The following is a 19,703-nucleotide window of genomic DNA, read 5'->3' as shown; positions in this document are numbered from 1 at the left end:
CCGATATGACAGCAGATGTAAGTTAAATAAGCAGAAATAAAAATATGATAAAAAGTCATAAAAGGACACACATCTGTGGCGAAAAGTCATAAAATGTTCAAAATGCTACCTATTTATTCTGGATTTTAGAAAATAGATTCTCATTTTTGTTCTATACTAAGTTCCGTTCACTACCAAGAGAAAATGCATATAAATAATCGATAATGTGGAAGGAGAATGTTTAGATGCAGAATAATATGATAGATATGAACAGTTTGTACGGTGAAGCCTCGATAGCAAGCCAGTTTAGTGAGCGTAGATTCCGCCGATTTATAGAAGAAGATTGTATTTTTCCAGTGAGAGGCGTGAAGAAAACCTTCAATAGGAACGATATTATTTTGAAAGCGAATAATGATTTAAATGCCATTTATTTTATTGAAGAAGGTATTGTGACGGGGTCGATTGGAAAAGGAATCGTTGTTGATTTCTATACAGCACGAGACGTACTAGGGCTTTCTAATTTGATGCTTGGAAGTGATCCGGCATATACATATCAGGTTCTATCCGAGGAATTGGTTGTGACCAGATATGCAAAAGAGGACATCATTGAAAAAATAATGAACACGCAAGAAGGCTATTTTTATCATTATGTGCACATGCAAAATTTGGTGAATCAAATGGTGAAAAAAGAGGAATTACTCAGGCTTCCGACGCGACAAAGGATCAGTTCTGTACTTCTAGAGCTAGGTGAAAAATACGGTGAAGAGACCTCAGAAAAAAATATCATCTGCTTTCCGAGACAAATAAGTAAAGGCATGATCGCTCAGTATGCGAATTTAAATCCTAACACCATCACAAGTGTGCTACAAAAGCTGCAAGAAGAAGGGTACATCTATACTATCAAAAGCGCGATTTTTATGGATAAATCTAAGCTTGAAATGAAATTAGAAGTTTTTTCGTAAGTTGTCACAAAGTATTCGAAAATTATTATTATAATTCTAAATACTAGAAAACAGACGAAGATTTCTATTATATACTAAGAATCGACAGGAAGATAATGAGGCACAAAGCATCTCACCGCGGAATAATGCATAGCGCAACGTAGCCCATAAAATAAAAGTAGTTATTAGTAATATTGAATTTTTAATATTTGGATAAAAAATATAATTAGATTTTTTAGGTTATTAATTTCAAACAAGAAAGGATGTCGTTAGGATGAAAAAATGTAACAAGCCGATTGATTCAAGTTAACTCTTTTGAACTCAGTCCAAAAAATAGTTGCGCAACTATAAAAGTAATAATAATTTAAATCAGAGGAGGACATTAATTAATGTCAACGAAAAATAATATCGTCAGAAAAAGTGGAACAATCGCTTTAGCAACCGTCTTGGTTGGGAGCTCGCTACTAAGTACACTACCGGTTAACGTATTTGCAAGTGAAGAAGCACTTAAAAATGCAGTGTCAGCAGCCGCACCTACCGCTGCCCCTGCTAATGCAACAGAGGTAGCAACATCTGCAGAGCTAAGAGCAGCTTTGGAAAGCAAAACAATAACAGACATTAAACTAACAGCAGACATTAAACTAGCAGCAACGTTTAACTTCACAACACAAAAAAACCTATATGGTGATGGACACACGCTTGATATGAATATGAATAAAATTGGAGTTGCCAAAGCAGATTCTGTCAATCGCGTAGAAAATCTAACAATCACTAACCAAAATATTTATCCGTTATTCTGGTCAGAGTATGCTGGCGTGCAAGTTACGTATAAGGATGTCACTTCTAGCGGTAAACAATTTATTTACAATGCGAAAGGTACAGCCATTTTAGAAGGAAATATTAAAGCAACTGCCAATTATGAAGAAATTTTCCAAGGAACGAACCTGATAATTAAAGAGGGTGCAGATGTTGATTTCAATTCCGTTGACTCTGGTTTGACGGCACTCTACGTTGTTGGGGATCTAACGCAAGAAGCGAATTCTAATATGAAAGTCAATTCAAAATCATATACGCTTTATGTGGCTAATAATAGCACACAAATTTCTGTCGCAGGAAACATGGAGCTGAATTCTGGCACGAAACAAGCCATTTACGCGACTGGCGGGAATATGGTCGTTAAATCAGGAGCGAAATTCAAGGCTAATGCAGGCGATACAGTCGAAGAAGGTATTTCCATTACAAACGGTAGCTTAACTGTTCAATCAGGAGCGGATTTCGTTGCGACTTCCAAAGGTGTACAAGGAACAGTCCAAACCGGTAAAGCCCTAACATTTGAGAATGGTTCAAACTTTGCCATTACAAATACGAATGCGACTGGTTCTGTTTTTGCGAACTATGCTGGTGCTTCCACAAAAATTAACATCAATTCTGATAAAGGCCTGTCTACATGGGATTATGGTTTCATCAACAATGACAAGCCAACGCATAACTATAACGATTTTAAAACAGCAACATTCGACTTGTCTGGTTGGGATAAAGGGAACTTAAGCCAAAAGAACTTGACGTCAAACAGTGCGCAGTTCCAATCACAATTTGTAAGTAAAACAACGGGTAAATTATTTGGTGGTAGCTATGCCTTAACGAATATTACAAAAACAACCATCGATGACCTTACGACAGATTCGACGCACGTAGTCGGTCTAGCGGAACCAAATGCAAACATCGTGATTAAGAATGCAGCAGGAGTAACACTAGGTCAAGGAAAAGTAGGATCAGACGGTTACTACGACGTTACTATCGAGAAACAAGCCGCTGGAACAGTCGTAACGGCAACAGCTGACTCTAATGGTATTACATCTTCTGCATCAACGACAGTCATCCAAGCAGCGATTGAACAAACAACGATTGCACCTCTCACAACAGATTCAACTAAAGCAACAGGAACAGCGGAACCAAATGCAGACATTGAAATCAAAGCAAACGGTGAAGTCATAGGTTCTGGAAAAGTAGGATCAGACGGAAGCTACAGCATTACCATTTCACAACAAGATGTAGGCACAAGAGTCACAGCAACGGCGACAAAAGGAACAGCTTCTTCTCATGCGACTACAACAGTAACACAAGGTGACCTTGAACAAACAACGATCTCAGCGCTAACAACAAAATCAGTGCTAGCAGAAGGCACAGCAGAACCAAACGCATCTATTGAAATCCAAAATAGTGCTGGAGAGACACTTGGAAGCGGAAAAGTAGGATCAGACGGCAAATACAGCATCACTATTCCGAAGCAAGCAGCTGGAACAATCGTAACAGCTACAGCAACAAAAGATGGCAAAACATCGACCGCTCAAACTACAGTCGTTCGCGGTGAACTTGAACCGACAACAATTAACAAAGTTACTACTGAGTCAGTGTCCATTTCAGGAACAGCAGAACCGAATGCCACACTTGTTGTAGAAGATCAAGATGGTAAACAACTGGCAACTGGCCGCGTTGGATCAGATGGTATTTACAGTTTAACAATTGCCAAACAACCAGAAGGAACAACTATTTCAGTAACAGCTTCTTTGGCAGGATTAACATCGAAAGCATCAACCATTGTAGAACGTGATGGTATTGATAAAACGACAATTAACGCACTTACAACGGATTCTGTATCTGTTTCAGGAAAAGCAGAACCAAACGCAAACATCGTGATTACTGATCAAAACGGTAAAGAACTAGCGAAAGGGCGCGTTGGATCAGACGGCATTTACAGCTTGACGATTGCGAAACAAGCCGAGGGAACAGTCGTAACAGCAACAGCGACAAAAGACGGAAAAACATCAAGCGCACATACAACAGTTATACGTGATGCCATTGCTCCAACAACAATCAACGCACTAACAGCTGATTCTACAAATGCAACAGGAACAGCAGAACCGAATGCAGATATCGTGATTAAAAACGCAGCAGGAACAACAATCGGATCAGGAAAAGTAGGATCAGACGGCAAATACAATTTAACCATTGATAAACAAGCCGAGGGAACCGTCGTAACGGCAACGGCTACTAAAGATGGTAAATCAGCAAGCGCAGACACGATTGTAACAGCAGGTAAAAATATTGCTCCGACAACAATCAACGCACTAACAACAGATTCCACAGTAGCAACAGGGACAGCCGAACCGAATGCAGCAATCGTTATCAAAAATGGAGCTGGAACAACCATTGGATCAGGAACAGTCGGGTCAGATGGTAAATACAGTTTGACGATTGACAAGCAACCAGCAGGAACAATCGTAACAGCAATAGCAACAAAAGATGGCAAATCAGCAGAAGCACAAACAACAGTTATCCGTGATGCGATTGCGCCAACAACGATTAACGCGCTAACGGCTGATTCCACGGTAGCAACAGGAACAGCAGAACCAAATGCAGACATCGTCATTAAAAATGCAGCAGGAACAACAATCGGATCAGGAAAAGTAGGATCAGACGGTAAATACAGCTTGATCATTACACCACAAGCAGAAGGAACCGTCGTAACAGCAACAGCAACAAAAGATGGCAAAATCGCAAAAGCAGAAACAATCGTAAAAGCAGGACAAACTATTGCAGCACCAACAATCAATGATTACTACGTGAATGACGGCTATGTGACTGGAACAGCTCCAGCAGGTGCGACGAAAGTAACCGTTGAAGTAGCAGGTAAAATAATTCGTACAGTAGATGTTGCAGCGAATGGCACGTACAGAATCTATGTCAACGATAACGCAGCAATGGGCGTAGCAGGAACAACTTTCCAAGCCTACGCAACAGATGCGAATGGCAAACCAGGCGACAAAGCAACAAGCACAGTTAAAGCAAGAGCAGTAATCGTTGCTCCTCCAACAATCAATGATTACGTTGTAGATGGCGGATATGTGACAGGTAAAGCAACAGCACCAGCAACAAAAGTAACGATTTCTGTAGGTGGCAAAGATATTCGCACAGGTGACGTAGCAGCAGACGGTACCTTCAAAATCTACGTAAACGACAACGCAGACATGAAGATTGTAGGTAAAGAATTTACAGCCGTTGCTAAAGACGCAGCAGGTAATGTAAGTAAACCAACAACCGCAACGGTTAAAGGCGCGACACTTGGACAACCAACCATTGATCCTTACTATGCAGGTCAAGAATATATCACTGGTAAAACAGACAAAGCAACGAGCAAAATTGGTCTTTACGACAAAGATGGCAACTTACTTCGTTACGGCGCAGTAGATGCAGCAACGGGAACATACAAAATCTATGCTTCTGATAAAACAGCGATGCGCGTTGTCGGTGATGAATTCTCCGTCAGAGCCATTGACGTAGCCGGAACAGCGACAGCACCAACGAAAAGCACGATTCTAACAGCGCTTTTAGGCAAACCATCTATCAATGATTACAACAAAGGCGACGAATATGTCACTGGTAAAACAGATCTTGCAACGTTCAAAATCGGTCTTTACGACAACAATGGCACACTACTACGCACAGGCCTAGTAAACCCAGATGGCACGTACAAAATTTACGCATCAGATAAAGCATTCATGCAAGTGATTGGCAACAACTTCACGGTTCGTGCCATTAACTCGGCGAACGTTCCAGGTTTAGCGGCAACTTCTACCGTTTTAGGCGAGCGTATCCCGTCAGTCGTGACAGCAGCAGATTACAACTTAGGCGACAACAACATCACTGGAACATACACAGGCGCTGGTGCGAAAGTACAACTATTTGTAAATGACGTACTCGTTAAAAATGGCGCACTAGACACCGCAACAGGCACGTACCAAGTGTACGCGAAAGACTACATCAAGTCAGCAACAGATAAAGTCGAAATCGTATTATACGACAAAAACTGGCAAGAACTAGATCGCACACCAGTAAACGTAAAAGCAGCAGCAGGCCAAACATTAAAAATTACTCCAGATGCGTATACAATTGGCGATTCAAATGTAACAGGTAAACTTGATGGCGTAAGTACAGGTATTAAACTATACGTGAATGGTGTACTCGCTCGTACAGGTCAAATAGACGGTCAAACATTCACTATCTATGCCCAAGATAAAATCAAGTCTACAACAGATGTCGTGACAGTCGTTGGAACAGATAAAGACGGCAAAGAAGTAACGGCACCTGTCACAGTCAAAGCAGCAAGTGAATCACCAGACGCACTAAAAATCGGCGCTACTTCTTATACGCTAAACACAGATAACCTAACTGGTTCCTACACGGGCACAATGAACGGCGTAGAACTTTGGGTAAACGGCGTGAAAGCTCGTACAGGTGGGTTTGATGCAACAGCACAAACATTCACTGTCTACGCAAAAGACAAAATTACGTCTGCAAGCGATGTGGTTCAAATCAAAGGTTACGACAAGAATTGGAATCCAGTAACAGTTGACGTCACTATAAAATAAACGTTTGAAGGCAGGTATCCTAGGACGCTGTTCTTAGGATACGCCTTTCAATAAAAAGTCACATTTGAAATTGTCAACAAATCTTGATAGAAACAAGATTTCAGATTGTAGGAAAACTGCTTCACGTGATTTTTCGCAAAACCTCAGCGTGTCGACAAATGCTTAGTTTCTAGGCAAAAGCGAGTACCAGCGTGGAGCGTACTCAGGTACGTGAGCACTGGAACGGAGTTTTTAACGACGAAAATGAGTGTTTGTCGACACGCTGAAATCTTGATAGAAACAAGATTTTATATATCTATTCTAAGAAATGAGGATTTTTCCTATGAAAAAATATCAAAAAATAATGATTACCGCAGCTACTGTTTTGACATTAGGTACAACAATGGCTGGCTGTAGTGCGGCAAAAGAAGATGATACTCCTAAAGCAACGCAACAAACACAAACGGACCTAGACAAGAAAAAAGTCATTGCCGACATAGAAATGACGCCGAAGAAGTTCACCTATAAACAAGATGACACATTTAACGAAAAAGGAAAAGAGCTAACGGTTATCCCGATGCACATTGCGAACAAGACGAAATCCGAATTCGGCATTGGTGCAGGAGACTTCCACTTAGAAACAACAGACGGAAAGAAAATCCAAACATTCGGTTACCATGACAGCTTCGGCGATGTTATCCCAGCTGGAAAAGCACTTGACGGTAACGCTTACTTTGCTATTCCAAAAAACGGTAAAGATTACACACTAGTCTACCACCCAGCGAATGCAGCGAAAGAACAAACGTTGAAATGGGAGATCGGCGCACCTAAAAAATAAAGAAAAGAAGGTACCAAACGTGCTAAATGCAAAAAAAATAATGATGTTCAGTTCGGTTCATGTTTGGAATGACACACGCATTTTTTATAAAGAAGCGATGACGCTTGCTGATGCAGGGTTCGAGGTGGACTTTTACGCGATTGATAATGGGATGGAGGTCGTGAAACATCCAGGCTTACGGGTTCATTTACTACCTGCGAGTACGTCGCGACTAGCACGTCCCGTTCGTTGGCGCAAACTTTACAAGATTGCAAAAGCGTCTGACGCGATGTACTACCACATTCATGATCCAGAACTGCTCCTACTTTTACCGAAGTTACGTAAGAAAAAACCAGATGCTATTCTAACCTATGATATGCATGAAAATTTTCCAGCAGATATTGAGACAAAAACATGGATTCCCGCTATTTTAAGAAAGCCACTTCAAAAATGGATTTTGCGGATGGAAAAACGAACCATGGCCAGCTGTGATCATATTATTTTTGCGGAAGAATCGTACGTGGAAAGTTATGAACATGTGTCTTGTAAGAAAACCACTGTTTATAACTATCCAACTTACATGGAGGCTATTCCGAAAACGTCATCCGCTTCGCCATTCACGCTTATTTATGTTGGCAGTATCACCGAAGATCGCGGGATTTTTGAGATGTTAGAACTGATTCGTCGGTTACAAGAGAAGCATCCGCAAGCTTATCGTTTGAAACTATTAGGTCCGATGACAAATAGTCTAGAGATAGAAGTACAAGAGTTTGTGAATAAACACCAACTGGAAACGGTTGTACAGATACACGGCCGCGTTCCTTACCCTGAAATTTGGCAAGCGTACGCGGAATCTGATTTAGGTCTTTGTCTTTTGCATCCGATTCCGAACTACCTCCAATCGATGGCTACCAAATTATATGAATACATGGCGGCGTCACTGCCAATCCTAGCCTCAGACTTTCCAGATTGGGCAGCTTTTATCGAAAAGCACCAAAGTGGTACGGTTAGCTCTCCGTTTGACACAGAAAAGCTACTATGTGAAATAGAGAAGCGGGCGGCGAATTCTCCATTTTACGCGCAAGAAGGAGAACGAGGGCGCCTAGCTTATGAGCAGGAATATCACTGGGGAATCGAGGCGCAGAAAATGCTAACTACGATTTATAACACGCATTAATTGGAGGTATTTATGAAAGAAGCAATGAAAACAAAACAGATTTTACGCAGTTTTAAAAAGTCTTGGTATTGGTTGATTATTGTACCAGCGATCCTCGTCATGCTCACGTTCGGAATCGAGAAGTTTTGGATTACACCGAACTATACGACATCGACCCAAGTCTTAGTCACAACCGTCACTCCCAAAAATGAAACGCAGGCTTCGGATAGTGTCCGGTCCTCGATTCAGCTCAGTGACACCTATAGTACGACAATTGGAAGTGCGAGAACGATGCAGGAAGTCATCGATAAATATAAGTTGGATATGACGCCGGCAGAACTCGCAAGTAAAGTCACGGTGAAAGGAAACATCAACTCGCTCGTCTTTACGATTACCGTGGTGGATTCGAGCCCAGAACAAGCTGAACTCATCGCGAACGGCATCGCATCTGTGGTGCAAAGCGATTTCCCAGATTTGTTCAGCGGTACCAAAATGATAAATTTAGAAAAAGCAAGTGAACCCGTCACGGTCAGCAGTATGACGAAATATATTTTAGCAGCTGGCTTTGGATTAGGCATAGCGTTAGTTATTGTGCTATATCGAGCAAGTTACGATAATATTATCCGCCAAAGAGAAAGTTTTGATGACATTGGGCTCAGGTTCTTAGGCGACATTCCACTGATAGAAGGAGAGTAAAACAACATGGCTAGATTCAAGAAAAATAAACTGTTTTTTGAAGGGAAATCCAAATCCTTCGAAGCTGAAAAAATCCGTTCGGCGCAAGTAAGTCTTCAATTCGCACTGACTACGCTGGACAAAGCACAAACCATCATGTTTACATCTGCCAATAAAGGCGAAGGAAAAACATTTTGCATTAGTAATATCGCCAAAGAATACGCAAAACTAGGCAAAAAAGTGTTATTGGTCGATTTAGATTTGCACCGGCCGCGTCTCTCCCAGTCTATTGCCCCACGAGAAGTTGGCGGTTTGATGTTGGGCGTGCGAGACTTATCCGTCTTAGCCGATCAAATTCTTCCTTTGGCGGAGGAAAACCTCTTTTTCTTACCAACAGGTCCGCTACCTTCGAATCCATTGGAAGTGGTGAGTTCCGGATTGCTCGCAGAAGTGTTTGCAAAATTGGAAGAAGAATTCGATATGATTTTTATCGACACACCGCCCGTTCGCGTGTTGTCGGATGGACGTATGATTGCCACGTTATGTGACGGTGTTGTCTTAGTTGTTCGTAATGGCGTGACGAAACTAAATGAAGTAGAAGAAGCCAAAGCATCGATTGAAAATGCTGGGGTGCCGATTGTTGGCGCTATTTTAAACGGCCAGCAGTATAACAAGAAAGAGAAGAGTACGTATGCCTATTATTAATTGGCTACAACTGCATACCAAATTAATAGTAATCATCGTAGGCTTAACCGCCGTACTAGAGGCTTGCGTCTTTCTTCCCAACGGCTTCTTGGCCTTACCACTTTTCTTCGTTGCTGCCTTTATTTTCCTGCCAATCAACATGGAAAAGTTCACAACCGCACTTAGTTTTGTGATTCTGTTTTCTGGATTTTTTGGTTCTTATCTAGGGATACCTGGTAACGAGAACATCTTTTTATTTCGCCTCTTAATCCCGATTCATCTTTTCCTCTTTCTATTCTTTGTAAAAAAAGATTGGCTACGATTGCGTTACGTGAGAGCCTTTCTCTTCCTCTTCATTGCCTTCCTTATCGGGATGATGGCAACTGGATTTTGGGCGCCGCAGTTGGGACAAAGCATGCGTTATCTGTATTTTATTTTTGAATGGTTGTATGTCATTTTTCTATGTGTCTACTATGTTCGGAATGAAAACATATATCAGATGCTGGCAAAATGGCTGACGGTGCTTTATATCGGTATTTTAATGATCGGCGTATGGGAATGCTTGACGGGGAATCATTTAAGTCAGTCGGGTTCTCTCTTTTACGAAACGACAACGAGTGCGTTCCAACCAACTGGCTTTCAGTTTAATACGAATGATTTCGCCTCGCTACTCACGATTTTTTTTCCGATTGTGATGATGTCGATTACCACGTGGAAACGAAAATTCATCATGCTTAGCGGGTTGCTGGGGGTTGGTTCAATCACGCTTTACCTCGTTATCATGACTAATTCTCGCCTTGCGATGCTGGTTCTCATTCTAGAAATTTTCGTTTTGCTGTTCGGATGGTCTAAAATCTGGTCTTTCGTCGCCGTTTATGTTTTGGGTATGGGCGCCTTACTTGTCTCGACTTTCCATGCCTCAGGTTTCGTTCAAAAGTTACTTGGCATGGTGACTAATTCCTTTACGGATAAAGGGGATTCGACGAGTGAGCGGGTGCAAATGTATCAAGCCTCGTGGAACATGATCAAAGAATCACATTTTATGGGAATTGGCGCGGGAAATTTACCGATTCGGCTGGATGAATATATGTATGGTTTTGAACGGGTTTCCGACAATTACTGGGCGCCACACAATTATTGGCTAGAAGCTTTGGCGAATGGTGGTTTGCTGGCTTTTATACCGTTGCTTGCCTTTTTCATTGCTTATCATATTGTCGCGATTCGTTATTGGATGACGGAAAAGTACAGTGCATCCTCGGCGATTCCGCTTTTGATTGGTATTGCTTTTGTGGCGGCGAGTATTGGACTTAGCAGCACGATTGACAAACGGCATCTTAGTTTAGGTATCGGGATTGGGCTCGCCCTCTTGAATATCTGTTATTTACAAAAAGGAAGGATGAAACAGGATGATTAGTATTATTATGCCTGCACACAACGCGGCGGCGCATATTCAAGCAGCGATAGACAGTGTTTTAGCGCAGAGCTTTACCGATTTTGAGTTATTGATTTTAGATGATTGTTCGACGGATCAGACGGTGGCACTTGTTCAAAGTTATACAGATCCGCGGATTCAGCTACATGCGTTGGAAACGAATCTAGGCGCGGCAGGCACGCGAAATTATGGTATTCGCCAAGCAAAAGGTCGATATGTGGCGTTTTTAGATAGTGATGATTGTTGGAAACCAGAGAAATTAGCGTTACAACTAGCGTTTATGCAAGAAAATGAAGTGGCGCTCAGCTATACGGCGTACGATGTGATGAGTCCAGACGGCGACCAGATAACTGGGCATGTAGCGGTGCCAGAAACGGTGACTTATCGCTATTTACTGCGCAACACGATTATTGGTTGCCTCACGGTGATGATTGATACGAAACAAACCGGCCTCGTGCAAATGCCTGCGTTTCAAGGCGCGGAAGATACGGCAACCTGGCTTTCGATTTTGAAAAAAGGACATGTCGCAAAAGGTCTGACCGAGCCGCTCGCTTTTTACCGGAAAGGCAACGTATCGTTATCCAGCAATAAAATTCAGATGGCAAAACACATTTGGCAAGTCTACCGAAAAGGTCAAAACATGTCGGTATTTACAGCATTAACGCATTTCCCATTTTACTTATGGAATGGACTTGTGAAACATTTACGAACAGGCGGTTCCGTGAAACTCGTGAAGTAGGTAGCGCTCTTATCAACTAAAAAAACAAGGAGGTATCAGCCATTATGGAGCAAAAAGCAACATTAGTTGTCAGTCATGAATACAGAAGAGTCAAAAGAATGATTGATTTTATATTAGCACTCATCGGGATTATTTTGTTAAGTCCCATATTTCTCATCGTAGCGCTCATGATTAAGCTAGATTCACCGAAAGAAAAAGTGATTTTTGTCCAAACGAGAACAGGTCTGAAAAATGAACCGTTCCAAATCTTTAAATTCCGTTCGATGCGAAAGAGTAATCAGCCGGGCGGTGCTAGAAAACATGTATACGATTGGGAAAATGGTGTGCCGGACGATTTTGTTTTTAAATCCGTATCAGGAAATGATCCTGAAATTTCTCCCATCGGTGCTTTCGTTCGCAAATTCAGTTTAGATGAAATACCGCAACTTTTCAATGTATTACGTGGCGATATGAGTCTAGTCGGGCCACGCCCAGAAATACCAGCAATCACGAATCTGTACTCAAGAACGCAACAAACGAGATTGCTCGTGAAACCGGGCGTGACAGGATGGGCGCAAGTGAATGGACGAAGCAATATGAATCATGGTCAGAAAATGGCCTATGACAGTTATTATGTACGGAAATTTAGCTTGAAATTAGACATCCAAATCATCGGTATGACCGTGAAACAGGTGTTAACGGGTAAGGATGCGGTTTAATCGATGAAAAAAGTCACAACGAACTATATTTTTGTTTTACTGTATCAACTGCTCATTATTATTACACCGATTTTCACCATGCCATACGTTATTCGTGTTTTAATGCCGGAAAACGTTGGTGTGGAGGCGTATGTGAGTTCCGTTGTACAAATTTTCACAGCTTTTGCCGCGCTTGGTATGGGAGATTACGGTCGAAAAGTGATTGCGAGTGTGAAGCGCAAACAAGATTTGAAAGTCGAATTTTATAGTCTGTATGTGGTACAAAGCTTCTTTTCCGCTATTGTCCTCATCGCCTATCTTATTTTCACATACTATACCAAGCAATATCAGCTGCTGTTTTTGATCAATATTTTGACCATTCTTTCGTATATTTTTGATATTACGTGGTTCTACACGGGGCAAGAGAATATAAAAAACATCATGATTCGGAATATGGTGGTACGCCTCGGTTCGATGATTGGGATCTTTTGTTTCGTGAAAGGACCAGATGATTTAGCGATGTACGTTTGGATTAATGCAGCGACGCTTTTTTTAGGACAACTTGTGACGTGGCTGCCTCTGTTAAGAAAGTTGAGAGGGTTTGAAGTGCAATGGGAGAAGGTGAAAAAGCATGTGGTTCCTGTTATGACGGTTGCTATCGTGCCAATCATTACGCTCATTCCGCTTGCCGTCAATAAAGTTATCCTAGGAAACAGCACCTCGGCGATGGATGTCGGTTTTTATAACCAAGCTTTCAAATTGATGACGCTGTTTGTCGTGTTTGTCACCGCTTTATCCACCGTCATGAGTCCGCGAATGGTCAAACAATACAATGGCGCGAAAAAAGAAGACTTCGAACGTTCCATGTATTTTTCGTTTCGCTATGTCGCGCTCAGCACGTTACCGCTCGTGACCGGTTTAATCGCTATTGCGCCGTTGTTTATCCCGTTATTTTTAGGCAGCGCGTTTCAACCCTCAACCCTTAATTTACAAATTCTAGCCCCAAGTTTATTTTTCTCCGGTTTAGCTGGTATTTTCGGCTTACAAATTTTAGTGACGACAGGCAGGAATAAAAGTTACGCCTTCAGTGTTCTAATTGCTGCGGTCGTGAGTTTCGGCACGAATATCATCTTCATTCGACTATGGGGAAGCTACGGCACAGCGGTTTCCTATCTTATTTTCACGATGATGACCTGCGTGCTACAAGCTTACTTTGCGAGACACTATTTCTCCATCAAAAAAATGGTACAACAACTATTTCCTTATGTAGCAGCGAGTTTGATCGCTTTTGTGTTTGAAATTGGCGTCACGTACGTTTTAACAGAAATACACGCGATTTTTATAATCGCCGCACAGGTGTTTATCGGTGGGATTGTGTATTTTGGCATATTACTTCTATTCCGCGATCCACTTCTTTTGAAAGCTGGACAAATCCTACAAGCAAAAATAATGCGTAAAAAATAAGAAGAAAGGTGATGGACGTTTGTTTAACTTTGATAGTATACGAAATATGGAAGACCTACTTGCTAAAAAAACAGCGATGTTAGCTTCCTGTAATGAAGAAAAAATCGTCTTGCTGGGCGGTAGTAGCGTACTGTATGGCTTTAATACCGATGAAATACAGCGAAGGCTCGGGAAACCGACGTTTAATGCGGGGGTTAATGTTGGGCTAGGTTTTCGGTACTTGCTTGATCATATAGAACCCCACTTAAAACCAGGCGATCACGTGCTTTTGCCCTTGGAATTTAATCAGTACACGAATCCGAGGTATTACGTGTTCGGCTTTGGGATTGATACGTTTGTTCACCGTGAGTACTGGAAAAATTGCAGGAAGTATCGCCGAAAATGGAAGCTACTGCTAATTTCGCTCAAACATGCTAGATCCTCGGCAACACCGGAAAAGCTGGCCAGACGTAAAGTAGCGACACTGACAGAGACGGGCTGTTACCTTGGCTTGGATACACAACTACGAGACCCCGCCACGTTAAAAGCAATACCGTTCCCAGAAACGTTTCAAGAGACAGACACGATGAAGGAAATTGCTGCATTCATGACGCGGTGCCAAGCGAATAATATTCGTGTGACACTATTGCCGCCAGTTTTTTACGCGAGAGAAGTGAATACAGCCTATCTTGAAAAATTGTACGCCTATTTTGGCGAAACGATATCACCAGAGCTGTTTCGTTTGGAGGCATCAGAAGTATATGATTCCGTATACCATGCGAATCAAATAGGCCAAATGCGTGTGACAAATCACCTGATCGAACAATTGGAAGAACCTCAAAATAGAAAGGAATTAAACCAAATATGAAAACGAAATTTTTAACTAAAGAAGCGAAGATTGCTGTGATAGGACTTGGATATGTGGGATTACCGCTCGCTGTTGCATTTGTCCAAAAAGGATTCCAAACGATTGGCTACGATACGAGTGCAAAAAAAGTGCAGTCACTGGTAGCAGGCGTATCGGATATTGCTGATATTTCGAATCAAACGCTTCAAGCATGCTTAGATACGAATGCGTTTGAATTATCAGCGAGCCCAGAAATTTTACACGAAGCAGATGCGATTATCATTTGCGTCCCAACACCACTGACCGAAGCGATGGAGCCAGATATGAGCTTTATTAAATCCGCGATGCAAGATATCGTCACGTATGCGAAAGAAGAAGTCTTTGTTTCGCTCGAAAGCACGACCTATCCCGGCACAACACGCGAACTCATCTGTGCCCCAATGCTTGAAAAAGGCTATACGCTTGGACAAGACTTCTTTGCATGCTATTCACCAGAACGCGTGGATCCCGGAAATAAGAAGTACCACACGTTGAACACACCAAAAGTAGTCGGTGGCGTCGATCCGATGTCCAAAGAACTCGGCGAAATTTTATACGGTCAGGTGATTGATACGATTGTCCCTGTTAATTCGGCAGAGGTGGCTGAAATGAGTAAGCTCCTCGAAAACACGTTCCGTAGCATCAACATTGCTTTTATTAACGAAATGGCGCTTTTAGCTGAAAAAATGGAGATTGATATTTGGGAAACGATTGAGGCGGCGAGCAGTAAACCGTTCGGCTTTATGAAGTTCACGCCAGGTCCGGGCATTGGCGGACACTGTATACCACTTGATCCGATGTACTTGTCTTGGAAAGCAAAATCGAAAAACTTTTATAGTCGTTTCATCGAATTGGCGCACGAAACGAATCATTTAATGCCAGAGAAAATGGTGGATCATGCCGCAGAAGCACTGAATCTGCATCAAAAATCGATTAACGGCTCGAAAATCCTGCTCGTTGGTATGGCGTACAAGGAAAATAGCAACGATTTACGCGAATCGCCGGGACTGCATATTTATGAACAACTTTGCGCACGAGGGGCGGACGTTTCGTTTTGCGATCCAGAAGCGCCAACGTTCCGAGATGCCGATGGAAATACGCAACACAGTATTCCACTCAACTATCAAGCGTTCTCTTGCTATGATTTAGTGGTGATTGTCACACCGCATAAAGTATTCGATCTCGAACAAATCGGTACAGAAAGTTCGCTTATTTTAGATACGAAAAACGCCTTAAAAGACACGTTCCAAGAGAAGAAATGGGCGTATGGCAAGGTGCAGATGAAACAAGTCACGGCGAAAGGAGTGAAATAATTGATGCATAAAAAAGTCCTGTTTTTTGTGACAGAGTTTCCGACACTCTCCGAAACATTTATTTTAAACCAAATGACAGGAGCTATCGATTTAGGCCACGATATCACGATTTTGGCGCTGAAAAAAGGCAATACGACGCAGATGCACGCGGATGTGACGGCGTACGGGTTACTAGATAAAGTTGTGTATGTCGATTTGCCTGATCAAAAAGGAAAGCGCGTATGGCAAGGAATCGCTTGCGGTACCCAACATCCAATTCGGACGGCGCGCCTGTTAAACACGAAGAAATATGGCAGGGTTACGAAGTCGCTACAACCCGTTTTAGTCGCGCAAAAAGTACCGAAACAAGCGTTTGATCTCGTTATTGCGCATTATGGGAACGTCGGTTTAGTCGCCAGCATTTTACAAGATCAAGGCGTATTATCAGGAAGATTGCTGACGTTTTTCCACGGATACGATGTGACGCGGACAATCAAGCTAAAAGGAGCTGCGTTTTATCAATTTCTATTTAGCTCCGATACCGTTCTTTTACCAATTAGCGATTTCTGGGCACAACGATTAATTCATCTAGGCGCAGAAAAAGAGAAAGTGCACGTCCATCACATGGGCATTGATACACAAACATTCCAGATGCAAACACTGAAAGCGACACAACCAACATTGCAGCTACTACTCGTGGCACGTTTGACAGAGAAAAAAGGAATTCCCGATGCGATTCATGCCGTTCAATTTTTACAAAGTCAGGGAATAGATACCGTATTGCATATTGTTGGTGATGGAGAAGATCGCGTTGCCTTAGAGGAGATGGTGAAGCAACTTGGGCTCCAAAATCAGGTCCAATTCCACGGCTTTTTAAATCAAGCGCAGGTGAAAGAACAATTTAACGCGAGTGATATCTTTATTTTACCGAGTGTTGTCGCGCAAGATGGGGATATGGAAGGGATTCCGGTTTCTCTGATGGAGGCGATGGCGCAAGGGAAAACCGTGATTTCAACGATTCATAGCGGCATCCCCGAGCTCGTGATACACGGTGAAACAGGATTTCTAGTGCCTGAAAGAGACGCGAAAGCCCTGAGCCAAGCCATTATCGATTATCTCCACTTAACAGAAGCTCAAAAAGCCGAGATTGTAACAAACGCACGACAAAAAGTAATAGCAGAATTTGATATACACCGTTTAAATCATGTCTTATTTCAGGATGGAGCGTGAGGAGTGATGGGAAAACTCAACAAACAAGAGCAACGTCAGCTATTAGATCATTATTTTCTTTCGACGACGGAGGCACTTGCCATTTTGCGCATCTCCAAACAAAATTTTTATTCGCTTATTCATCGGGATAAAATTACAAAAGTAAAAAAAGATGGTGCTGTGCTATTTTTTAAAGAAGAAATTTTGGCACGGGCCCATGCACAAAACCAATTACGCCAAAAATATCGTCCGTATGATTTTAACTAATCCCCATTGGAACGAGGAGGTCAAACTAGTGAGGAACACCATTTTAGTAACAGGTGGCGCAGGATTTATCGGGAGCCACTTAGTAGAAACATTAGCCAAAAAGGAAACGAGTACTATCGTAGTTTTTGATAACTTAAGTACTGGATGTCTCGAGAATATACCAAATCAGAGCAACGTGCAGTTTATCCAAGGAAATGTGCATCATGAGGCCGATATCGCGCACTTATTTCGCTCGTTTTCGTTTGACTATATTTATCATTTGGCCGCGGTTGCGAGTGTTGCAGAATCTGTTCAACAGCCACTCGCGACGCACCAAGTGAATATGGATGCCACGATTTATTTGTTAGAAGCAGCCAGGGCCCAAGAAAAAACGGTTCGTAAATTTATTTTTGCCTCATCAGCCGCGGTTTATGGTGCAGAACCAACGTTGCCAAAAACGGAAAATTCTGTTATTGATCCAATTACGCCTTACGGTATCGATAAATATGCATCTGAAAAATACGTGACATCTTACGGGCATTTATACGGTTTAAATGTTGCAGTTGCGCGCTTTTTCAATGTATATGGACCACGTCAGAACCCCGCGTCGCCGTACTCTGGTGTGTTATCGATTTTAACGGAAGTAGCGCAGCAAGTGAAACAAGGGAAAACGGGATTATTTCAAGTATTTGGCGATGGAGAACAAGTGCGTGATTTCGTGTTCGTCGAAGATATCGTGCAGGGCTTGATTTTACTGAGCACAAAAGCGGAAAGCCAGGCAAACGCATTTAACATCGGTTCTGGTGAAAAACATTCGCTTCGTGACATCATCGCTGCGTATGAAACGTTGCTAGATATGGTCATTCCGGTAGCTTATCGGGAAGCGCGCGCAGGGGATATTAAATATTCGTACGCTTCCATCGAAAAAATAACAAAACTCGGTTACCGACCAAAGTTTTCGATCATGCAAGGTTTAGAAAAATATATGGCGTGGATGAATTAAGATAGAGTTCTGCCTTGGTTAATCATTTCGTTTGCGATATACTTTAAGAAATGAGAAGAAAAAGGTGGCGCATAGTATGGTAGAAATTAGTGGTTTAGCGACGGGTTTATTGCAGGAGAATTGTTATGTGATTTCGGATGAGAAGCATTGTTTGATTGTTGATCCGGGAAGTGACGCGGAAAATATCATTGCAAAAGTGGAGGAAACAGGGACGAAGCCGGTCGCGATTTTGTTGACGCATTGTCATTACGATCATATCGGGGCGCTTGAGGAAATTCGGGCGCATTACGGGGTGCCGGTTTATGTGAGTCCGCTAGAGCAGGAATGGCTTGGGAATCCGGAGTTGAATGGCTCGGTTGGGATGTCGCAGTATAGCAACAAGGAAATTATTTGTGTGCCTGCGGAGAACGAGTTTCAGATGGGGGAATATTCTATAGAAGGATTTAATTTCCGTGTCGTGCCTACGCCGGGGCATTCGATTGGGAGTGTGAGCTTTATTTTCGATGATTTTGTGGTCGTTGGAGACGCGTTATTTAAAGGAAGTATTGGGCGTTCGGACTTGTATACGGGCGATTTTGATACGCTGATTGAAAGCATTACGAGCCAGTTGTTGGTATTGCCAGAGGAGACACGTGTGTATGCGGGACATGGGGACGCAACGACGATTGGCCATGAAAAAGCGACAAATCCATATTTAACGTGAAGGGGACGGGTAAAATGAGAATTAATTTAGCGAGTGTTTTTGTAGATGATCAGGACAAGGCGTTACGATTTTACACGGAAATTCTAGGATTTGTTAAAAAAGAGGATGTGCCAATAACCGAGAAGTTTCGCTGGATTACGGTGGTGTCAAAAGAGGAGCCGGATGGTGTGGAGCTGGTTTTAGAGCCGGATGAGAATCCTGCGGTGGGGCCTTTTAAGACGTCGCTTTACGCGCAGGGGATTCCCTTTACGTCGTTTGCGGTCGATGATGTCTATGAGGAACATGAGCGGTTGCGGGCGCTTGGTGTTGTGTTTACGAAGGATCCGGTATCGCACGGACAGGTGACGCTTGCAGTTTTCGATGATACGTGTGGGAATTTGATTCAGATCATGCAGATGAACGAGGCGGCGTAG

17 protein-coding genes are annotated in these 19,703 nt (G+C 42.5%); all 17 read left to right on the top strand.

From position 1 onward, the window contains the following. The first annotated feature begins 224 nt into the window (after positions 1-224). Complete coding sequence (locus DUK53_RS13225; RefSeq protein ID WP_036133699.1) at positions 225-941, top strand: Crp/Fnr family transcriptional regulator; 717 nt, start codon at positions 225-227, stop codon at positions 939-941. A 368-nt stretch (positions 942-1,309) separates the two neighbouring features. Then, positions 1,310-6,349 carry an Ig-like domain-containing protein gene (locus tag DUK53_RS13220; RefSeq protein ID WP_161564242.1) on the top strand — a complete coding sequence of 1,680 codons (5,040 nt, stop codon included), beginning with the start codon at positions 1,310-1,312 and terminating at the stop codon, positions 6,347-6,349. A gap of 322 nt (positions 6,350-6,671) precedes the next feature. After that, complete coding sequence (locus DUK53_RS13215; protein WP_036133703.1) at positions 6,672-7,166, top strand: DUF4352 domain-containing protein; 495 nt, start codon at positions 6,672-6,674, stop codon at positions 7,164-7,166. A gap of 19 nt (positions 7,167-7,185) precedes the next feature. Beyond that, positions 7,186-8,322: a glycosyltransferase gene (locus DUK53_RS13210; RefSeq protein WP_052165097.1), complete on the top strand. Its 1,137-nt coding sequence runs from the start codon at positions 7,186-7,188 to the stop codon at positions 8,320-8,322. Positions 8,323-8,334: 12 nt separating this feature from the next. Then, positions 8,335-8,997 carry a YveK family protein gene (locus tag DUK53_RS13205; protein ID WP_036094897.1) on the top strand — a complete coding sequence of 221 codons (663 nt, stop codon included), beginning with the start codon at positions 8,335-8,337 and terminating at the stop codon, positions 8,995-8,997. 6 nt (positions 8,998-9,003) lie between these two features. Next, positions 9,004-9,681 (top strand): CpsD/CapB family tyrosine-protein kinase, encoded by a 678-nt coding sequence (locus tag DUK53_RS13200; RefSeq protein ID WP_036094899.1) that lies wholly within the window; start codon positions 9,004-9,006, stop codon positions 9,679-9,681. Then, on the top strand, positions 9,668-11,074 hold the full coding sequence (locus DUK53_RS17860) for an O-antigen ligase family protein (protein WP_236637307.1): 1,407 nt from the start codon (positions 9,668-9,670) through the stop codon (positions 11,072-11,074). The genes DUK53_RS13200 and DUK53_RS17860 overlap by 14 nt, the downstream gene beginning before the upstream one ends. Next, a complete protein-coding gene (locus DUK53_RS13190) occupies positions 11,067-11,831 on the top strand; it encodes a glycosyltransferase family 2 protein (RefSeq protein WP_036133706.1) in 765 nt (254 codons plus the stop codon). The genes DUK53_RS17860 and DUK53_RS13190 overlap by 8 nt, the downstream gene beginning before the upstream one ends. Before the next feature lie 44 nt (positions 11,832-11,875). Next, positions 11,876-12,529 carry a sugar transferase gene (locus tag DUK53_RS13185; RefSeq protein ID WP_036094901.1) on the top strand — a complete coding sequence of 218 codons (654 nt, stop codon included), beginning with the start codon at positions 11,876-11,878 and terminating at the stop codon, positions 12,527-12,529. A gap of 3 nt (positions 12,530-12,532) precedes the next feature. Next, positions 12,533-13,972: an oligosaccharide flippase family protein gene (locus tag DUK53_RS13180; protein WP_036133709.1), complete on the top strand. Its 1,440-nt coding sequence runs from the start codon at positions 12,533-12,535 to the stop codon at positions 13,970-13,972. 19 nt (positions 13,973-13,991) lie between these two features. Further along, positions 13,992-14,819: a hypothetical protein gene (locus DUK53_RS13175; RefSeq protein ID WP_124892800.1), complete on the top strand. Its 828-nt coding sequence runs from the start codon at positions 13,992-13,994 to the stop codon at positions 14,817-14,819. After that, positions 14,816-16,150, top strand: coding sequence for a nucleotide sugar dehydrogenase (locus tag DUK53_RS13170; protein ID WP_052165098.1), 1,335 nt, complete (start codon positions 14,816-14,818; stop codon positions 16,148-16,150). Before DUK53_RS13175 ends, DUK53_RS13170 begins: the two co-directional genes overlap by 4 nt. A 3-nt stretch (positions 16,151-16,153) precedes the next feature. After that, positions 16,154-17,359 carry a glycosyltransferase gene (locus DUK53_RS13165; RefSeq protein ID WP_036133832.1) on the top strand — a complete coding sequence of 402 codons (1,206 nt, stop codon included), beginning with the start codon at positions 16,154-16,156 and terminating at the stop codon, positions 17,357-17,359. Positions 17,360-17,365: 6 nt separating this feature from the next. Next, entirely contained in the window at positions 17,366-17,605 is a 240-nt protein-coding gene (locus DUK53_RS13160; RefSeq protein ID WP_036094904.1) for a helix-turn-helix domain-containing protein, read from the top strand. Positions 17,606-17,633: 28 nt separating this feature from the next. Further along, a complete protein-coding gene (locus tag DUK53_RS13155) occupies positions 17,634-18,587 on the top strand; it encodes a GDP-mannose 4,6-dehydratase (protein WP_036133715.1) in 954 nt (317 codons plus the stop codon). Positions 18,588-18,663: 76 nt separating this feature from the next. Next, a complete protein-coding gene (locus DUK53_RS13150; protein ID WP_036133718.1) occupies positions 18,664-19,290 on the top strand; it encodes an MBL fold metallo-hydrolase in 627 nt (208 codons plus the stop codon). Positions 19,291-19,304: 14 nt separating this feature from the next. Beyond that, a complete protein-coding gene (locus tag DUK53_RS13145) occupies positions 19,305-19,703 on the top strand; it encodes a VOC family protein (RefSeq protein WP_036133721.1) in 399 nt (132 codons plus the stop codon).

Source organism: Listeria sp. SHR_NRA_18 (genome assembly GCF_003856515.1).
GTDB classification, from domain to species: domain Bacteria; phylum Bacillota; class Bacilli; order Lactobacillales; family Listeriaceae; genus Listeria_A; species Listeria_A newyorkensis.
This window is presented reverse-complemented; position numbering and strand designations above follow the sequence as displayed.

Coding starts and splice junctions, on each gene's coding strand:
- DUK53_RS13200 (WP_036094899.1), top strand. CDS start 9,004: ATGGCTAGATTCAAGAAAAATAAACTGTTTTTTGAAGGGAAATCCAAA.
- DUK53_RS13205 (WP_036094897.1), top strand. CDS start 8,335: ATGAAAGAAGCAATGAAAACAAAACAGATTTTACGCAGTTTTAAAAAG.
- DUK53_RS13225 (WP_036133699.1), top strand. CDS start 225: ATGCAGAATAATATGATAGATATGAACAGTTTGTACGGTGAAGCCTCG.
- DUK53_RS13180 (WP_036133709.1), top strand. CDS start 12,533: ATGAAAAAAGTCACAACGAACTATATTTTTGTTTTACTGTATCAACTG.
- DUK53_RS13150 (WP_036133718.1), top strand. CDS start 18,664: ATGGTAGAAATTAGTGGTTTAGCGACGGGTTTATTGCAGGAGAATTGT.
- DUK53_RS17860 (WP_236637307.1), top strand. CDS start 9,668: ATGCCTATTATTAATTGGCTACAACTGCATACCAAATTAATAGTAATC.
- DUK53_RS13160 (WP_036094904.1), top strand. CDS start 17,366: ATGGGAAAACTCAACAAACAAGAGCAACGTCAGCTATTAGATCATTAT.
- DUK53_RS13165 (WP_036133832.1), top strand. CDS start 16,154: ATGCATAAAAAAGTCCTGTTTTTTGTGACAGAGTTTCCGACACTCTCC.
- DUK53_RS13190 (WP_036133706.1), top strand. CDS start 11,067: ATGATTAGTATTATTATGCCTGCACACAACGCGGCGGCGCATATTCAA.
- DUK53_RS13145 (WP_036133721.1), top strand. CDS start 19,305: ATGAGAATTAATTTAGCGAGTGTTTTTGTAGATGATCAGGACAAGGCG.
- DUK53_RS13170 (WP_052165098.1), top strand. CDS start 14,816: ATGAAAACGAAATTTTTAACTAAAGAAGCGAAGATTGCTGTGATAGGA.
- DUK53_RS13215 (WP_036133703.1), top strand. CDS start 6,672: ATGAAAAAATATCAAAAAATAATGATTACCGCAGCTACTGTTTTGACA.
- DUK53_RS13220 (WP_161564242.1), top strand. CDS start 1,310: ATGTCAACGAAAAATAATATCGTCAGAAAAAGTGGAACAATCGCTTTA.
- DUK53_RS13185 (WP_036094901.1), top strand. CDS start 11,876: ATGGAGCAAAAAGCAACATTAGTTGTCAGTCATGAATACAGAAGAGTC.